Source organism: Leisingera sp. XS_AS12, from assembly GCF_041224635.1.
GTDB lineage: Bacteria > Pseudomonadota > Alphaproteobacteria > Rhodobacterales > Rhodobacteraceae > Leisingera.
In genome coordinates this window covers 164,693-180,293 of record NZ_JBGFGM010000079.1, presented here as the reverse complement: position 1 = coordinate 180,293, position 15,601 = coordinate 164,693, and the positions used below count along the sequence as shown (strand labels likewise).

Sequence of the window (15,601 nt, the reverse complement as noted above, 5' to 3'; positions counted from 1 at the left end):
GAGGATCGCACCGGAGGAGCCCACCAGCGCGCCGACCACGATGAGGAGGTCATTGCCAAGCGAGAAGCCGATCGCCGCCGCGGCCCAGCCCGAGTAGCTGTTCAGCATCGACACCACCACCGGCATGTCGGCGCCGCCGATGCCCATGATCAGGTGGTAGCCGATGAAGAGGGCTGCCAGCGTCATCAGCAACAGCGGCAGGAAGGTGCCGGAGTTGAAGTACCAGATCAGGCAGATGAAGGAGAGCGCCGCGGCACCTGCGTTCAGCGCGTGACCGCCCGGCAGTTTTGTGGCCGCCGAGGTGACCTTGCCCGCCAGCTTGCCAAAGGCAATCACCGAACCGGTGAAGGTGATGGCGCCGATGAAGATGCCGAGGAACAGCTCAACCCGCAAAAAGGCGATCTCGGCCGGGGTCTTCTTGGCGATCAGCTTGGCAAAGGTGCCGAGCTCGTCCGCCGTGCCCGCCGCCGCGGCGGCCGCCACATTGCCGATCTCGAAATGGGCGATGAAGCCGACAAACACCGCGGCGAGGCCGACCAGCGAGTGCATCGCCGCCACCAGCTGCGGCATCTCGGTCATCTGCACCTTCTTGGCGACATACATGCCGATGATGCCGCCGCCCGCGATCAGCAGGACCGACAGCAGCCACAGGCCCGAGCCGGGGCCGATGAGGGTGGCAAAGACCGCCAGCGCCATGCCCGCGATGCCGTACCAGACCGCGCGTTTGGCGCTTTCCTGGTTCGACAGGCCGCCCAGCGACAGGATGAAAAGAACAGCCGCAACGACATAGGCGGCGGTGGTGAAACCGTAATCCATGTGTCCGGCCTCCTTAGGATTTCTGGAACATGGCGAGCATGCGCCGGGTGACGAGGAAGCCGCCGAAGATGTTGATCCCGGCCATGAAGACGCTGAGCGCCGCCAGCAGGATCACCAGCCAGCTGCCCGAGCCGATCTGCATCAGCGCGCCGAGGATGATGATCGAGGAGATCGCGTTGGTCACCGCCATCAAGGGCGTGTGCAGGCTGTGCGCCACGCCCCAGATCACCTGGAAGCCCACGAAACAGGCCAGCGCAAAGACGATGAAATGCTGCATGAAGCTGACCGGCGCGAACAGCCCGACCAGCAGCAAGAGCGCGCCGCCGCCTGCCAGCATGGTGACCTGCGCCTTGGTCTGCGCCTTGAAGGCGGCCACTTCGGCGGCACGTTTTTCCTCCGGCGTCGGCTCCTTCACCTCGGGCTTCTTCTGCGCCGCGATCGCCTGCACCTTGGGCGGCGGCGGCGGGAAGGTGATCTCGCCCTGATACGCCACGGTGGCGCCGCGGATCACGTCATCCTCCATGTCATGCACGATCTGCCCGTCCTTGCCCGGCGTCAGATCACTCATCATGTGGCGGATGTTGGTGGCGTAAAGCGACGAGGCCTGCGCCGCCATGCGGCTGGGGAAATCGGTGTAGCCGATGATGGTGACGCCGTTGTCCGTGACGATCTTCTCATCCGCGACGGTCAGCTTGCAGTTGCCGCCCTTCTCGGCCGCGAGATCCACGATCACCGAGCCCGGCTTCATCGCCGCGACCATGTCCTCGGTCCACAGCTCCGGCGCTTCGCGGTTGGGGATCAGCGCGGTGGTGATAACGATGTCCATCTCCGGTGCCAGCTCGCGGAACTTGGCCAGCTGCGCTTCGCGGAATTCCGGGCTGGACACAGAGGCATAGCCGCCGGTGGCGGCCCCGTCCTGCTGCTCCTCCTCGAAATCGAGATAGACGAACTCGGCGCCCATCGATTCCACCTGTTCGGCCACCTCGGGGCGCACGTCGAAGGCGTAAGTGACCGCGCCCAGCGAGGTTGCAGTGCCGATCGCGGCGAGGCCCGCAACACCCGCGCCCACCACCAGCACCTTGGCCGGCGGCACCTTGCCCGCGGCGGTGATCTGGCCGGTGAAGAAGCGGCCGAAGTTGTTGCCCGCCTCGATCACCGCGCGGTAGCCCGCGATATTGGCCATCGAGGACAGCGCGTCCATCTTCTGCGCGCGGCTGATCCGCGGCACCATTTCCATCGCGATGACATTGGCGCCCTTGGCTTTGGCGGCCTCCATGCCCGCCTCGTTCCCGGCGGGATTGAAGAAGGAGATCAGCGTCTTGCCCTTGGTCAGCCGCTTCAGCTCGGTCTCATTGGGCTGGCGCACCTTGGCGATGATGTCGGCCGTCTTCCACAGCTGCGCCGCGGTCTTGACGATCTCGACGCCTGCCTCGGCGTAGGCGGCATCCGAAAACCCCGCCGCCGCCCCGGCCCCGGTCTCAATCGCGCAAGTGTAGCCCAGCTTCTGCAACTGACGCGCAGAGTCCGGCGTCAGCGCAACGCGCGCCTCTCCATTCGCCGTTTCCTTCGGCGTTCCAATAAGCACTTTGATGTCCTCCCGTTGCACGGTGTTCCCAGCGGGACCGGGACGCCGCGTTTGCCGGAAAGTATTTGAGCGTTTTACTTAGTAGTCAATATTTTTCCGAGATCGTATTTTTTGCAGTTTAAAAACAGCCAAGTAGTTAGGCGAATTTGCTGTTTGCGGTATTTTTTTTGATCTAGTGATAAAAAAATATTTGACAGCTGAGGCCCTCCTCCACAGTCTGAGAGCCACAGGGAGGACCCCATGAACACTGAAATGCTCAGCACAGGCACGGCCTGGGCGGAGACCGGAGATCTGCATGCCTTGATGCGGCGTGCCGCCCGGATCCGCGACGCCCACTGGGGGCGCACGGTCACCTATTCGCGCAAGGCCTTCGTGCCGCTGACCAACATGTGCCGCGACACCTGCGGCTACTGCACCTTCGTCAAGCACCCGGATTCGCCGGAGGCCAACATCATGACGCCGGAGCAGGTGCTGGCGACCGCCCGGAAGGGCGAGCGCGAGGGCTGCAAGGAGCTGCTGTTCAGCCTCGGCGAGAAGCCGGAACTGCGCTATGAGAAGGCGCGCAAAGGGCTGGAACGGCTGGGATATTCCCGACTGACGGACTACTTGCGCGACATGTGCGAGCTGGTGCTGGAGGAAACCAGCCTGCTGCCGCATGTGAACGCGGGCACCCTGACAGACGACGAGATCGACGTGCTGCGGCCGGTCTCGGCCTCGATGGGGATGATGCTAGAAACCGTCAGCCGCCGCCTGACCCGCAAGGGCCAGCCGCATTACGCCTGCCCCGACAAGGTGCCAGTGCAGCGGCTGCGCACGCTGGAGCGGGCGGGGCAGAAACAGGTGCCCTTTACCACCGGCCTCTTGATCGGCATCGGCGAGAGCTTTGCCGAGCGGATCGAGGCGCTGCATGCGATCAACGCGGCGCACGCCCGCCACGGCCATATACAAGAGGTCATCATCCAGAACTTCCAGCGCAAGCCGGATATCGAGATGGCCAACCACCCGGAGCCCTCGCTGGAGGACATGCTGCGCACCATCGCGGCGGCGCGGATCATCCTGGCGCCGGAGATCAGCCTGCAGGCGCCGCCGAACCTCAGCGCGCGCCACATCGCCTATCTGGAAGCGGGCATCAACGACTGGGGCGGGATTTCCCCGGTGACCATCGACTTCATCAATCCCCAGCATGAATGGCCGGAGATCCGCGCGCTGGCGCAGTCCAGCACCCAGGCCGGGTTCGAGCTGCGCGAGCGGCTGACCGTCTACCCCCGCTACCTGACCCGCGATCAGGACTTCATCAACCCCGCCATTCTGGCCCGTGCCGCAGGCATGGCCGGATCTGGCGGGCTGGCCCGCGATCAACGCCACATCGGAGAGACAGCATGACCCTTCAGCCCGCATCCGAGAAGTTTGCCGCCCCGCCTGCCGCTCTGCCCGCGGCCGTCGCCGGGGCCTCTGCTCCGATCCGCTCCATCCTGGAAATGGCGCTGGAAGGCGGCGAGGTGTCCGAGGCGGAGGGCGTCGAGCTGTTCCGCACCACCGGCGCCGATGCCGAGGCGGTCTATGCCACCGCGGATGAGCTGCGCCGCCGCGCCAATGGTGACCACGTCTCCTTTGTGGTGAACCGCAACATCAACTTCACCAACATCTGCTACATGGGCTGCCGTTTCTGCGGCTTTGCCAAGCGATCCGAGGACAAGGACGCCGAGTGGCTGGAGCCTGAGCAGATCGTCGAGCGCGCCCAGCAGGCCTGGGACCGCGGCGCGACCGAGGTCTGCATTCAGGGCGGGCTGCACCCCAAGATGGAAGGCACCTATTACCGGGACATCGTGCGCGCCATCAAGGCCGCACTCCCGGACATGCACATCCACGCGTTTTCACCGTTTGAGATCTGGTATGGCGCGTCCAAGACCAAGATGCCCTACCACGATTTCCTGGCGGATCTGAAGGAGGCGGGCCTTGGCTCGATGCCGGGCACCGCGGCGGAGATCCTCGATACCGAAGTGCGGATGCAGCTCACCAAGAACAAGCTGAGCGCCGAAAAATGGGTCGAGATCATCCGCGCCGCGCATGAGGTCGGCATCCCGACCACCGCCACCATCATGTACGGCCACATTGACGCGCCCGAGCATTGGGCCGCCCACATCCGGCTGCTGCGCGATATCCAGAAGGACACCGGCGGCTTTACCGAGCTGGTGCCGCTGTCCTTTGTACATACCGAATCGCCGCTCTGGGCCAAAAACCCGGACAAGGTGCGCCCCGGTCCCACCGCGCTGGAGGTCGACCTGATGCATGCGGTCTCGCGCATCATGCTGCACGGCTGGATCGACAACATTCAGGTCAGCTGGACCAAGCTGGGCGCGGCCCGCGCACAGCAGATGCTGTCACGCGGCGTCAACGATCTGGGCGGCACGCTGATGAACGAGAGCATTTCGCGCGCGGCAGGCTCGGACCACGGGCAGGAGATCACGGCGCGCGAGCTGACGCAGATCATCCGCGCCGCGGGCCGGGTGCCGGTGCGCCGCAACACCATCTATGAAATCCGCGACATCTATGATGACCACGACCCGGAGGAGCTGGCACCGCTGGTGGACCGTCGGGGCCGCAACCCGCTGGATTTCCTTGATATGTTCCCCGAACGCAGCGCGCTGGAGGCAGCGGAATGAGCGGCGCGGCGAAGCATAAGGTCACCCTGCTGGCGGGCGGCGTTGGCGGGGCCAAGATGGCCGAGGGGCTGGCGGCGCTGCCGGATGTGGAGCTGTCGGTGATCGGCAATGTCGCCGATGACGACGAATTTCACGGACTGTGGGTCTCGCCCGATATCGACACGCTGACCTACAGCTTGGCGGATGTGATTGACCGCAACCAGGGCTGGGGCGTGGCGGATGAAAGCCACCGGGCGCTGGACACGCTGACGAGGCTCGGCAATGACACCTGGATGTCGCTGGGCGACCGCGACTTTGGCCTGCATATCCACCGCACCATGCGGCGGCTGCGCGGCGAGCGGCCCAGCGTGATCGCCCGCGACGTGGCGCGCGCCTTCGGGGTCGCGGCAGAGATCCTGCTACCCACGGACGACCGGGTGCAGACCCGGGTGCGGACCGATGCGGGCTGGCTCAGCTTTCAGGAATATTTCGTGCGCGAACGCTGCGCGCCGGAGGTCCGCGAGCTGGCCTTTGACGGCATCGAACAGGCCCGCCCCACGCCCGAGGCGCTGGCGGCGATCGCCGGGGCGGATCTGATCGTGATCGCGCCCTCCAACCCGCTGGTCAGCATTGCGCCGCTGCTGGAGACCCCGGGCATCCGGGACGCGGTGCGCGCCGCGCCCGCCTTCAAGGTGGCGGTCAGCCCCTTCATCGCGGGCAAGGTGGTCAAGGGGCCGGCCGACCGGATGATGGCGGCTCTGGGGCTGCGCGCGGATGCGGCGGGCGTCGCCGAACGCTATGCCGGTGTCGCACAGACCTTGGTGATCGACCACCAGGACGAGGGTCTGGGTGATGAGATCCGCGCCCATGGCATGACGCCGATCTGCGCCCATATCCTGATGAAGGACAAGGCCGACAAGGCCCGGCTGGCGCGCGAGGTGGTGGACCTGTGCCTGGCCCCCGCAGCGGCGGAGGCCGTGGCATGAGCGCCGCGGCCCGCAGCGGCAAGCGGCTGGTGGTGATCCCGATGAAGGATCCCGCCCGCGCCAAGACCCGGCTGGACCCGACGCTGAGCCCCGAGCGGCGTGCAACCCTGGCGCTGACCCTGTTCCGCGCCACGGTGGCCCGTGCGCAGGAGGCGCTGGCGCTGCTGCCCGGCGGCGCGGTGGAGATCGCGGTCGTGACCTCCAGCCCGAAGATCACCCGGCTGGCCCGCGCCATGGGGCTGATCCTGATCGACGAGGGCGCCCCCCGCGGCCTCTCGGAGGCGCTGGAGACGGCGGCGGATTGGGCCGCGGGCCGCGGCTACGGCGCGATCTGCGTCCTGCCCGGCGATCTTGCGGCCCCGAAACCGGCCGAACTGGCCCGGCTGCTGGCACATGATCTGAGCGGCGGCCAGATGGTGCTGTGCCCGGCCGAGGATCTGGGCACCAACGCGCTGCTGGCGCCGCTGCCCTGCCCATTCCGCTTTGCCTACGGGGTGAAATCCGTGGTTGCCCACCGGCAGGCGGCCGAGGCCGCGGGCCTGTGTCCGGTGATGCTGCCGCTGGCCAGCCTGCGGGCGGACGTCGACACCGCCGATGACCTGCAGCACCTGCTGGCGGATCAGCCGCAGCTGCTGATGCAGGAGGCCGCACGATGAGCCTGTCCGTGTCCATCACCGCCATTCCCGGCATTCCCGACATCCAGAACGGCGACGATCTGGCTGCGGTGCTGGGCGACTGCATGGAACAGGCCGGGCTGGTGCCGCAGGCGGGCGACATCCTGTGCATCGCGCAAAAGGTCTTCTCCAAGGCCGAGGGCTGCATCATTCCGCTGTCCACGGTCACGCCCTCGACTGAAGCGATCAAATACGGCGAGGAGCTGAACAAGGATCCCCGCAAGGTCGAGATCGTGCTGCGCGAAAGCACCCGCGTGGTGCGCGCCTTCCGCCGCCCCGATCAGGTCAGCGGCACGATGATCTGCGAGCACCGGCTGGGGTTCATCTCCGCCAATGCGGCGGTGGATGAATCCAACTTCGGCGAGGAAGACGCCGCCATGGTGCTGCCCGCCGACCCGGACGCCAGCTGTGCGCGCATTCAGCAGGCCTTTGCCGAACGCTTTGGCGTGCAGACCGGCGTGGTGATGACCGATACCTTCGGCCGCCCCTGGCGGCTGGGCCAGATCAACGTCGCGATCGGCCTGTCGAAAGTGCCCGCCACCATCCACGAGCAGGGCAACCTGGACGCCTGGGGCCGCCCCCTGATGGTCACCGAACCGGCGCTGGCGGATGAGATCGCCGCCGCCTCGGGGCTGGTGGTGCGCAAGAACGGAAAAACACCGGCGGTGCTGCTGCGGGGGCTGGAGTGGCAGCCGACCGACAGCCGCGGCGCCGACATAATACGGAAAAAACAGGAGGATATGTTCAGATGAAAATCGCAATCATTGGCGGCACCGGGCCGCAGGGCCAGGGTCTGGCGCTGCGCTTTGCCCGCGCCGGGATCGCCGTGGCGCTGGGGTCGCGCGATGGCGCGCGCAGTGCAGGCATCGCCGCCGACCTGATGGCCAAGCTGCCCGAAGGCGCCGCGAAGATCGAGGGGCTGGACAATGAGGCCGCCACCAAGGCCGCCGATGAAATGGTGATCCTCGCGGTGCCGTTCTCGGCCCACAACGCAACGCTCACGGCGCTGAAGCCGCATCTGGCCGACAAGATACTGGTCGACATCGTGGTACCGCTGAAAGAGGGCGACCCCAAGAAGGTGGACATGCCGCCCGAAGGCTCCGCCACCGAGGCCGCGCAGGCGCTCTTGGGCGATGACATCCCGGTGATCGGCGCGCTGCACAATGTCTCGGCCACCACGCTGAACAATCTCGACTGGCCGATCAACTGCGACATTCTGATCTGCGGCAACAGCCTGCCCGCCCGCAAGAAGGTGATCGAGCTGGTCCGCGCGCTGGACGTCGAGGCCTACAACGCCGGCGACGCCGAGGCCGCCCGCTGCATCGAGGCGATCACCCCGATCCTGATCCGCCAGAACATTTCCAAGGCAGTGCCCTTTACCCACGCTGGTATCCGCATCTGTCCGCCCGAACACTAAAATTCCAACAGGGAGAAAACACACATGGAATTCGGTATTTGCTTCAAAGGCTTCGTTGAGCCCGACCGCGCCCGCGCCCTGGTCCGCCAGGCCGAGAACGCAGGCTTCACCCACTGCTGGTTCTACGACAGCCACATCCTGTGGCGCGAAAGCTTCGTCGCCATGGCGATGTGCATGGAACACACCAAGAAGATGCGCTTTGGCCCGCTGGTGACCAACCCGAACTCGCGCGAGTGGTCGGTGGCGGCCTCGCTGTTCGGCTCGCTGGCGAAACAGTCGAACGGCCGCTTCGACATCGGTTTGGGCCGCGGCGACAGCGCCGTGCGGGTGATGGGCAAGAAGCCCTCCACCATCAAGCGGATGGAAGAATTTACCCATGTGGTGAAATCGCTGATCCGCGGCGAGGAAGTGCAGTACGGCGAATGCCCCGAGCCGGTGAAATTCCCCTGGGCCCAGGGCTATGAGCTGCCGGTCTGGATCGGCGCCTACGGCCCCAAGGCGCTGGCCTCGGCGGGCAAGGTCGGCGATGGCGTGGTGCTGCAGATCGCAGAGCCCAAGATCGTCAAATGGCTGGCAGATCAGGCCAAGGCCGGCGGCGAAGCGGAAGGCCGCGACATGTCGAACTACCGCGTGATGGCGGCTGCTCCGGCGCACACCGGCCCGATCGAGGAAGGCATCGAGAAGACCAAGTGGTTCCCCGCCATGGTCGGCAACCATGTCGCTGACATCGTGGAGAAATACGGCACCGATGGCGATCACGTGCCGACCAGCCTGACCGACTATATCAAGAACCGCAAAGGCTACGACTACTCCAAGCACGGCCAGAGCGATAACCCCTACCTCGACTTCATCACCGAAGACATCGTCAAGAGCTTCTGTGTGCTGGGCACCCCGGACGAGCACATCGCCAAGATCCGCGATCTGGCCGATGCCGGCACCACCCAGTTCAACATCTATCTGGACAGCGGCGACGAGGAAAAGATCATCGCTGACTACGGCGAGAAGATCATCCCCGCTTTCCGCTGAAGTCTCTCCCTCCTGCCCGGACAGATCCCCGCCGGGCAGGGGCATCCGGCGGGCAGCCCCCACTGCCCGCCGCTTTTACCGGCCCCGGGACACCGGCAAAGATGATAGTTTAGTGATATCGCCCGCCTTCCCGGCGCAACCGCTGGCACTGGGATTTGACTTGTGCCAATAGGGCGCCACACTGATTTTTTGAAACTGGCGGATTTTGCATGGCGCGCATGGCAGCTGAAAAGCCCAAGACTCGGATCCAGCGGAAGAAGACCGAACAGATCCTCGCCTCTGCGCTGGAGGTATTTGCCCAGCACGGGTCGTCCGGCGCGTCGATCAACCTGATCGCCAAGAACGCCGGGCTGACGACGCCCAACCTGCTGTATTACTTCGAGAGCAAGGACGCGATCCGCCGCGAGCTGCTGTCGCGCACGCTGCAGCTGTGGATGGCACCCCTGAACATGCTGAGCCCGCATGGCGACCCGATCGACGAGATCCGCCAATACATCCGCCGCAAGCTGGAAATCTCCAAGAATTTCCCCAAGGAAAGCAAGTTTTTCGCCAACGAGGTGCTGAGCGGCCTGCCGCAGTCCCACAGCGAGATCTTCGGCCCGCTGAAAGAGCTGTACAACGCCAAGATCATGGTGCTGGAGGACTGGATGCGCGACGGACGGATCAACACCACCGACCCGCACCACCTGCTGTTTTCAATCTGGGCGACGACGCAGCACTATGCCGATTTCGATGTCCAGATCGAGGAAATCGCCCCCGCCAAGGCGCAGAACCGCTACGCCGAGGCCGAAAGCTTCCTGCTGGAAATGTACGGCAAGCTGCTGACGCCAACCGACACCTGACCCCCGACTGCCCCGCCCATGGGCCACGTCAGGGGATGCGGGCGCGGTCGATGAACTTGCGCAGCGCAAAGCGCGAGCGCACCGCGCGGATGCCGGAAATCCTGAGCAGCTTGGTCTGCAGGAAGATCTCGAATTCCTCCAGGCTTCCGACCACGATCTCCAGCAGGAAATCCTGCGCCCCGGTCATCAGCGTGCCGGTGATCACCTCGTCGAAGCGGCTGACTTTCTTCTGGAATTCGGCGATCTCGTCACCGTCCTGGCGCTCCAGTTCGACCGAGACAAAGGCGGTGATGCCAAAGCCCGCCGCCTTGCGGTCGATGCGCGCCATGTAGCCGGAAATCAGCCCGCTTTCCTCCAGCCGCTGCAGGCGCCGCTTGCAAGGCGTCTGCGACAGGCCGACCCGCGCCGCCAACTGCACGAGAGACATCCGCCCGTCGTCACGCAGGGCACGAAGTATCTCCCTGTCGACCTCATCCGTAGATATTTTCGCCACGCTTTTCACCTTTCGTGGTGATTTTCACTCTAATTTTGCTCTGCTACCCCCGGATTCGAGATTTTTCAACCAGCCGGGTTTGCTAATCTGAAAGGAACGGCGCAGGTGCGCGCGGTCCGCCGCGCGCCCGCCCCGGATGCATCCAGAGCAAAGAGGATCCGCATGAGTGATGACTTTCCGCCGCTATCGCTGAATGTGCCAGAGCCGGGCTGCCGTCCGGGCGACACGCCTGACTTTTCCGATTTCGAGATCCCGCGCGCCGGCGCCGTGAAGCGCCCGCCGGTCGATGTCGAACCCGACGAGATCCGCGAGATGGCCTTCTCCATCGTGCGGGTGCTGAACAAGGACGGCGAAGCGGTGGGCGACTGGGCCGGGGCGCTGACCCCCGAGGAGCTGCGCGAGGGCCTGCGCCACATGCTGACCCTGCGCGCCTTTGATGCGCGCATGCTGATCGCCCAGCGTCAGGGCAAGACCAGCTTCTACATGCAGCACCTAGGCGAGGAGGCGATCTCCTGTGCCTTTGCCACCGCGCTGCAGCCGGGGGACATGAACTTCCCCACCTACCGGCAGGCGGGGCTGCTGATCGCCGGCGGCTATCCGATGCTGACGATGATGAACCAGATCTACTCCAACGCCGAGGATCCGCTGCACGGCCGCCAGCTGCCGATCATGTATTCCTCCAAGGAGCACGGGTTCTTCTCGATCTCCGGCAACCTCGGCACCCAGTTCGTGCAGTCGGTGGGCTGGGCGATGGCCTCGGCCATTTCCGGCGACACCAAGATCGCCACCGGCTGGATCGGCGACGGCTCGACCGCGGAGAGCGATTTCCACTCTGCCATGGTCTTTGCCTCGACCTATGACGCGCCGGTGGTTCTGAACATCGTCAACAACCAGTGGGCCATCTCGACCTTCCAGGGCATTGCCCGCGGCGGCGTCGGCACCTTTGCGGCGCGCGGCCACGGTTTTGGCATCGCTTCGATCCGGGTCGATGGCAATGACTACCTGGCCGTGCATGCGGTGGCGAAATGGGCCGCCGAACGCGCCCGGCGCGGCCATGGGCCCACCCTGATCGAACACGTCACCTACCGCGCCGGCGGGCATTCCACCAGCGATGACCCTTCCGCCTACCGCGACAAGAACGAGGCCGCCGCCTGGCCGCTGGGCGATCCGATCGAGCGGCTGAAAAAGCACCTCGTCACCATCGGCGAGTGGAGCGAGGAGCGTCACAAGCAGGCCGAGGCAGAGGTGATGGACACGGTGATCGCCACCCAGAAAAAGGCCGAGGCCATCGGCACCCTGGGCGATGGCCAGGCCCCCAGCCCGCGCGACATGTTCGAGGGCGTATATGAAACCATGCCGCCGCATCTGATCCGGCAGCGCCAGGAAGCGGGGTACTGAGATGGCCAGCATGACCATGATCGAAGCCATCCGCGAGGCGCATGACGTCGCCATGGCAGCGGACGACCGGGTTGTCGTCTTTGGCGAGGACGTCGGCTTTTTCGGCGGCGTGTTCCGCTGCACCGCGGGCTTGCAGGCGAAATACGGCAAATCGCGCTGCTTTGACACGCCGATCAACGAATCCGGCATCGTCGGCACCGCCATCGGCATGGCCGCCTATGGGCTGAAGCCGGTGATCGAGATCCAGTTCGCCGACTATGTCTATCCCGCCTATGACCAGATCGTGTCGGAGGCGGCGCGGCTGCGGCATCGCTCCAACGCCGATTTCACCTGCCCGATCGTGATCCGCATGCCCACCGGCGGCGGCATCTTCGGCGGCCAGACCCACAGCCAGAGCCCGGAAGCGCTGTTCACCCATGTCTCCGGCCTGAAGGTGGTGGTGCCGTCCAACCCGCGCGACGCCAAGGGGCTGCTGCTGGCCTCGATTGAGGATCCCGACCCGGTGATCTTCCTCGAGCCCAAGCGACTCTATAACGGGCCGTTTGACGGCTACCACGACCGCCCCGTCACCAGCTGGAAGAAACACCCCAAGGGCGAGGTGCCGGAAGGAAACGAGATCGTGCCGCTGGGCAAGGCCAGCATCACCCGCGAGGGGTCGGATGTGACGGTTCTGGCCTATGGCACCATGGTGTACGTAGCCGAAGCCGCCGCCGAGGCCACCGGCGTCGACGCCGAGGTGATCGACCTGCGCACGCTGCTGCCCTTGGATCTGGACACCATCACCGCCTCGGTCGAGAAGACCGGCCGCTGCGTGATCGTGCATGAGGCGACGCGCACCTCCGGTTTCGGGGCCGAGCTGATGAGCCTGGTGCAGGAGAGCTGTTTTTACCACCTCGAGGCGCCGATGATCCGGGTGACCGGCTGGGACACGCCCTATCCGCACGCGCAGGAGTGGGAATATTTCCCCGGCCCGGCCCGCGTCGGCGAGGCCTTGAAAAAAGTGATGGAGGGCTGACACGATGGGTGTTTTTGCCATGCGCCTCCCCGATGTGGGGGAAGGCATTGCCGAGGCCGAGCTGACCGAATGGCACGTGAAGCCCGGCGACATCGTCCAGGAGGATGACATCCTTGCGGCGGTGATGACCGACAAGGCCGCGGTCGAGGTGCCCTCGGCCGTGGCGGGCAAGGTGCTGGAGCTGGGCGGCGAGATCGGCGAGATGATGGCGATCGGCTCGGTGCTGATCCGCATCGAGGTCGATGGCGACGGCAACGAAAGCGCCGATGCCGCCGCGGCGGCGCAGGCCGCCAAACCTGCCGCCGCCAAACCCGCCGACCCGGAAGAGGCCGAGGCAACTCCGGAGCCGGAGGACAAACCCGCTGCCGCACCCGCAGCCCCGGCCCCGGTTGCCGCCCCTGCGGCCAAGAAACCCGGCCACCGGCTGCCGCGCCCGGAAGGCGCCAAGCCGCTGGCGGCTCCCTCGGTGCGGGCGCGGGCGCGCTCGGAAGGGGTGGATCTGCGCCACGTGCCGGGCACCGGCCCCGGCGGGCGCATCAGCCACGAGGATCTCGACAACTGGATCGCCTCGGGCGGTATCCAGCAGGGCAGCGTCAAACGCGGCCGCAATACCGGCGTCGAGGAAATCCGCGTCATCGGCATGCGCCGCAAGATCGCCGAGAAGATGGCGCTGTCGAAACGGCAGATCCCGCATATCACCATCGTCGAAGAGGTCGAAATGGGCGCGCTGGAAGACCTGCGCGCGGCGTTGAACAAGAAGCACGCGGGCGACCGCCCCAAGCTGACGCTGCTGCCCTTCCTGATGCGCGCAATCGTCGAGGCGGTGCGCGAGCAGCCCGGCCTGAACGCGCGTTTTGACGACGAGGCCGGGGTGATCCACCGCCACGGCGGCGTGCACATCGGCATTGCCACCCAGACGCCGCAGGGGCTGAACGTGCCGGTCGTGCACCACGCCGAGGCGGGCAGCCTGTGGGACAACGCCGGTGAACTGGCCCGCCTGGCCGAGGCGGCGCGCGAAGGCTCCATCAAGCGCGAGGAGCTGACGGGCGGCACCATCACCATCACCTCGCTCGGGGCGTTGGGGGCGATTGCCACCACGCCGATCATCAACCACCCGGAGGTGGCGATCGTCGGTGTCAACAAGATGCAGATCCGCCCGGTCTGGGACGGTCAGCAGTTCCAGCCACGCAAGATGATGAACCTGTCCTGCTCCTTCGACCACCGCGTCGTCGATGGCTGGGATGCCGCGGTGTTCGTGCAGAAACTGAAAACCCTGCTGGAATCTCCGGCAATGCTGTTTGTCGAGGGCTGAATGACTGATCTGAAATGTAAACTGCTGATCATCGGTGCCGGGCCCGGCGGCTATGTCTGCGCCATCCGCGCAGGCCAGCTGGGCATCGACACCATCGTGGTGGACGAGGCCGCCCCTGGCGGCACTTGCCTGAACGTGGGCTGCATCCCCTCCAAGGCGCTGATCCACGCGGCGGATGAATTCCACAAGATCGCCCATGCGGGCAGCGGCCCGCTGGGCATCACCGCAGGCGCGCCGCAGATCGATCTGGGCAAGACGATGGCGTGGAAAGACAGCATCGTGCAGCGGCTGACCGGCGGCGTGGCCGGGCTGATGCGCAAGGCCGGCGCCAAGCTGGTCGAGGGCCGCGCGCGCTTCCTGGACGGCAAGACGGTGCTGGTGCGCAACGGCGAAACCGAGACCCGCATCCGCGCCGAGCGCATCGTGATTGCCTCCGGCTCAGCCCCGGTGGAACTGCCCTTCCTGCCCTTTGGCGGCGACATCCTGTCCTCCACCGCGGCGCTAGCGCTGACGGAGGTGCCCAAAACCCTCGCCGTGGTCGGTGCCGGCTATATCGGGCTGGAACTGGGCACGGTCTTTGCCAAGCTCGGCACCAAGGTCACCATCGTCGAGGCCGAGGGCAGCATCCTGCCCGCCTATGACAAGGCGCTGACCCGGCCTGTCGCCAAGCGGCTGGAAGAGCTGGGCGTCACCGTGCTGACCGGCGCCAAGGCCAGCGGCCATGCGGACGGCGTGCTCGCCACCAGCGCGGGCGAGGTCGCGGCGGAGAAGGTGCTGGTCACGGTCGGCCGTCGCCCCCGTACGGTCGGCATCGGCATCGATGAGCTGGCGCTGACCCTGAACGGGCCGTTCGTTCGCATCGACAAGACCTGCCAGACCTCGATGCGCGGGATCTACGCCATCGGCGACGTGACCGGCGAGCCGATGCTGGCCCACCGCGCCATGGCGCAGGGCGAGATGGTTGCGGAACATGTCGCGGGCCACGCGGTCGAATGGGACAAGCGCGCGATCCCCGCGGTCTGCTTCACCGACCCCGAAATCGTCACCTGCGGTGCGCTGCCGGGCGAGGTCGAAGGCACCAAGGCAACCGACTTCCCCTTTGCCGCCAATGGCCGCGCCATGACCACCGAGCGCGAGGATGGCTTCATCCGCGTCGTCTGGCGCGAGGCGGATCACGCGGTGCTGGGTATTCAGGCGGTTGGTGCCGGGATTTCCGAGATGTCGGCGGCCTTCTCGCTGGCCATCGAAATGGGCGCCTGCCTTGAGGACATCGGATCCACCATCCACGCGCACCCGACCCAGTCCGAAGGTCTGCAGGAAGCCTGCCTGCGCGCCTTGGGTCACGCGCTGCATATCTGACGGGGGCCGCCGCAGCCCGTCCATGATGGAAAGAGG

At 65.9% G+C, this 15,601-nt stretch carries 15 protein-coding genes; 12 read left to right on the top strand and 3 right to left on the bottom strand.

From position 1 onward, the window contains the following. Both AB9K35_RS07395 and AB9K35_RS07390 read right to left on the bottom strand, forming a co-directional pair. Positions 1-816: NAD(P)(+) transhydrogenase (Re/Si-specific) subunit beta (locus AB9K35_RS07395; protein WP_369925103.1), on the bottom strand; the 816-nt coding region annotated here is incomplete at its 3' end. Between the two features lie 13 nt (positions 817-829). Continuing rightward, the gene (locus tag AB9K35_RS07390) at positions 830-2,401 is read right to left on the bottom strand and encodes a Re/Si-specific NAD(P)(+) transhydrogenase subunit alpha (RefSeq protein ID WP_369925102.1); all 1,572 of its coding nucleotides are present in this window, start codon (positions 2,399-2,401) and stop codon (positions 830-832) included. Between the two features lie 240 nt (positions 2,402-2,641). Between AB9K35_RS07390 and cofG the strand changes: the two genes are divergently transcribed. From cofG to AB9K35_RS07350, 8 genes are all read left to right on the top strand, one after another. Beyond that, a complete protein-coding gene (gene cofG / locus AB9K35_RS07385; RefSeq protein ID WP_369925101.1) occupies positions 2,642-3,784 on the top strand; it encodes a 7,8-didemethyl-8-hydroxy-5-deazariboflavin synthase CofG in 1,143 nt (380 codons plus the stop codon). Beyond that, positions 3,781-5,064: a 5-amino-6-(D-ribitylamino)uracil--L-tyrosine 4-hydroxyphenyl transferase CofH gene (cofH, locus tag AB9K35_RS07380; protein ID WP_369925100.1), complete on the top strand. Its 1,284-nt coding sequence runs from the start codon at positions 3,781-3,783 to the stop codon at positions 5,062-5,064. Before cofG ends, cofH begins: the two co-directional genes overlap by 4 nt. Beyond that, positions 5,061-6,029, top strand: coding sequence for a 2-phospho-L-lactate transferase (gene cofD, locus AB9K35_RS07375; RefSeq protein ID WP_369925099.1), 969 nt, complete (start codon positions 5,061-5,063; stop codon positions 6,027-6,029). Before cofH ends, cofD begins: the two co-directional genes overlap by 4 nt. Next, the gene (cofC, locus tag AB9K35_RS07370) at positions 6,026-6,685 is read left to right on the top strand and encodes a 2-phospho-L-lactate guanylyltransferase (protein WP_369925098.1); all 660 of its coding nucleotides are present in this window, start codon (positions 6,026-6,028) and stop codon (positions 6,683-6,685) included. Before cofD ends, cofC begins: the two co-directional genes overlap by 4 nt. Further along, positions 6,682-7,455, top strand: coding sequence for a coenzyme F420-0:L-glutamate ligase (gene cofE, locus AB9K35_RS07365; protein WP_369925097.1), 774 nt, complete (start codon positions 6,682-6,684; stop codon positions 7,453-7,455). The genes cofC and cofE overlap by 4 nt, the downstream gene beginning before the upstream one ends. Continuing rightward, positions 7,452-8,120: an NADPH-dependent F420 reductase gene (gene npdG / locus AB9K35_RS07360; RefSeq protein ID WP_369925096.1), complete on the top strand. Its 669-nt coding sequence runs from the start codon at positions 7,452-7,454 to the stop codon at positions 8,118-8,120. Before cofE ends, npdG begins: the two co-directional genes overlap by 4 nt. Before the next feature lie 24 nt (positions 8,121-8,144). Beyond that, entirely contained in the window at positions 8,145-9,146 is a 1,002-nt protein-coding gene (locus AB9K35_RS07355; protein ID WP_369925095.1) for a TIGR03842 family LLM class F420-dependent oxidoreductase, read from the top strand. A 209-nt stretch (positions 9,147-9,355) separates the two neighbouring features. Continuing rightward, positions 9,356-9,988: a TetR family transcriptional regulator C-terminal domain-containing protein gene (locus tag AB9K35_RS07350; protein ID WP_369925094.1), complete on the top strand. Its 633-nt coding sequence runs from the start codon at positions 9,356-9,358 to the stop codon at positions 9,986-9,988. Positions 9,989-10,016: 28 nt separating this feature from the next. Here AB9K35_RS07350 and AB9K35_RS07345 read toward each other — a convergent pair whose 3' ends face one another. Next, entirely contained in the window at positions 10,017-10,481 is a 465-nt protein-coding gene (locus AB9K35_RS07345; protein WP_369925093.1) for an Lrp/AsnC family transcriptional regulator, read from the bottom strand. A 162-nt stretch (positions 10,482-10,643) separates the two neighbouring features. Between AB9K35_RS07345 and AB9K35_RS07340 the strand changes: the two genes are divergently transcribed. From AB9K35_RS07340 to lpdA, 4 genes are read left to right on the top strand one after another with little or no spacing between them, the layout of a single operon-like run. Next, positions 10,644-11,879 (top strand): 3-methyl-2-oxobutanoate dehydrogenase (2-methylpropanoyl-transferring) subunit alpha, encoded by a 1,236-nt coding sequence (locus AB9K35_RS07340; RefSeq protein WP_369925092.1) that lies wholly within the window; start codon positions 10,644-10,646, stop codon positions 11,877-11,879. A gap of 1 nt (position 11,880) precedes the next feature. Next, positions 11,881-12,894: an alpha-ketoacid dehydrogenase subunit beta gene (locus AB9K35_RS07335; protein WP_369925091.1), complete on the top strand. Its 1,014-nt coding sequence runs from the start codon at positions 11,881-11,883 to the stop codon at positions 12,892-12,894. A 4-nt stretch (positions 12,895-12,898) separates the two neighbouring features. Beyond that, the gene (locus AB9K35_RS07330; RefSeq protein WP_369925090.1) at positions 12,899-14,206 is read left to right on the top strand and encodes a dihydrolipoamide acetyltransferase family protein; all 1,308 of its coding nucleotides are present in this window, start codon (positions 12,899-12,901) and stop codon (positions 14,204-14,206) included. Beyond that, entirely contained in the window at positions 14,207-15,565 is a 1,359-nt protein-coding gene (lpdA, locus tag AB9K35_RS07325) for a dihydrolipoyl dehydrogenase (RefSeq protein ID WP_369925089.1), read from the top strand. Positions 15,566-15,601: the final 36 nt, after the last annotated feature.

Coding starts and splice junctions, on each gene's coding strand:
- cofG (WP_369925101.1), top strand. CDS start 2,642: ATGAACACTGAAATGCTCAGCACAGGCACGGCCTGGGCGGAGACCGGA.
- cofE (WP_369925097.1), top strand. CDS start 6,682: ATGAGCCTGTCCGTGTCCATCACCGCCATTCCCGGCATTCCCGACATC.
- AB9K35_RS07335 (WP_369925091.1), top strand. CDS start 11,881: ATGGCCAGCATGACCATGATCGAAGCCATCCGCGAGGCGCATGACGTC.
- cofD (WP_369925099.1), top strand. CDS start 5,061: ATGAGCGGCGCGGCGAAGCATAAGGTCACCCTGCTGGCGGGCGGCGTT.
- cofH (WP_369925100.1), top strand. CDS start 3,781: ATGACCCTTCAGCCCGCATCCGAGAAGTTTGCCGCCCCGCCTGCCGCT.
- AB9K35_RS07330 (WP_369925090.1), top strand. CDS start 12,899: ATGGGTGTTTTTGCCATGCGCCTCCCCGATGTGGGGGAAGGCATTGCC.
- AB9K35_RS07340 (WP_369925092.1), top strand. CDS start 10,644: ATGAGTGATGACTTTCCGCCGCTATCGCTGAATGTGCCAGAGCCGGGC.
- AB9K35_RS07355 (WP_369925095.1), top strand. CDS start 8,145: ATGGAATTCGGTATTTGCTTCAAAGGCTTCGTTGAGCCCGACCGCGCC.
- npdG (WP_369925096.1), top strand. CDS start 7,452: ATGAAAATCGCAATCATTGGCGGCACCGGGCCGCAGGGCCAGGGTCTG.
- lpdA (WP_369925089.1), top strand. CDS start 14,207: ATGACTGATCTGAAATGTAAACTGCTGATCATCGGTGCCGGGCCCGGC.
- cofC (WP_369925098.1), top strand. CDS start 6,026: ATGAGCGCCGCGGCCCGCAGCGGCAAGCGGCTGGTGGTGATCCCGATG.
- AB9K35_RS07350 (WP_369925094.1), top strand. CDS start 9,356: ATGGCGCGCATGGCAGCTGAAAAGCCCAAGACTCGGATCCAGCGGAAG.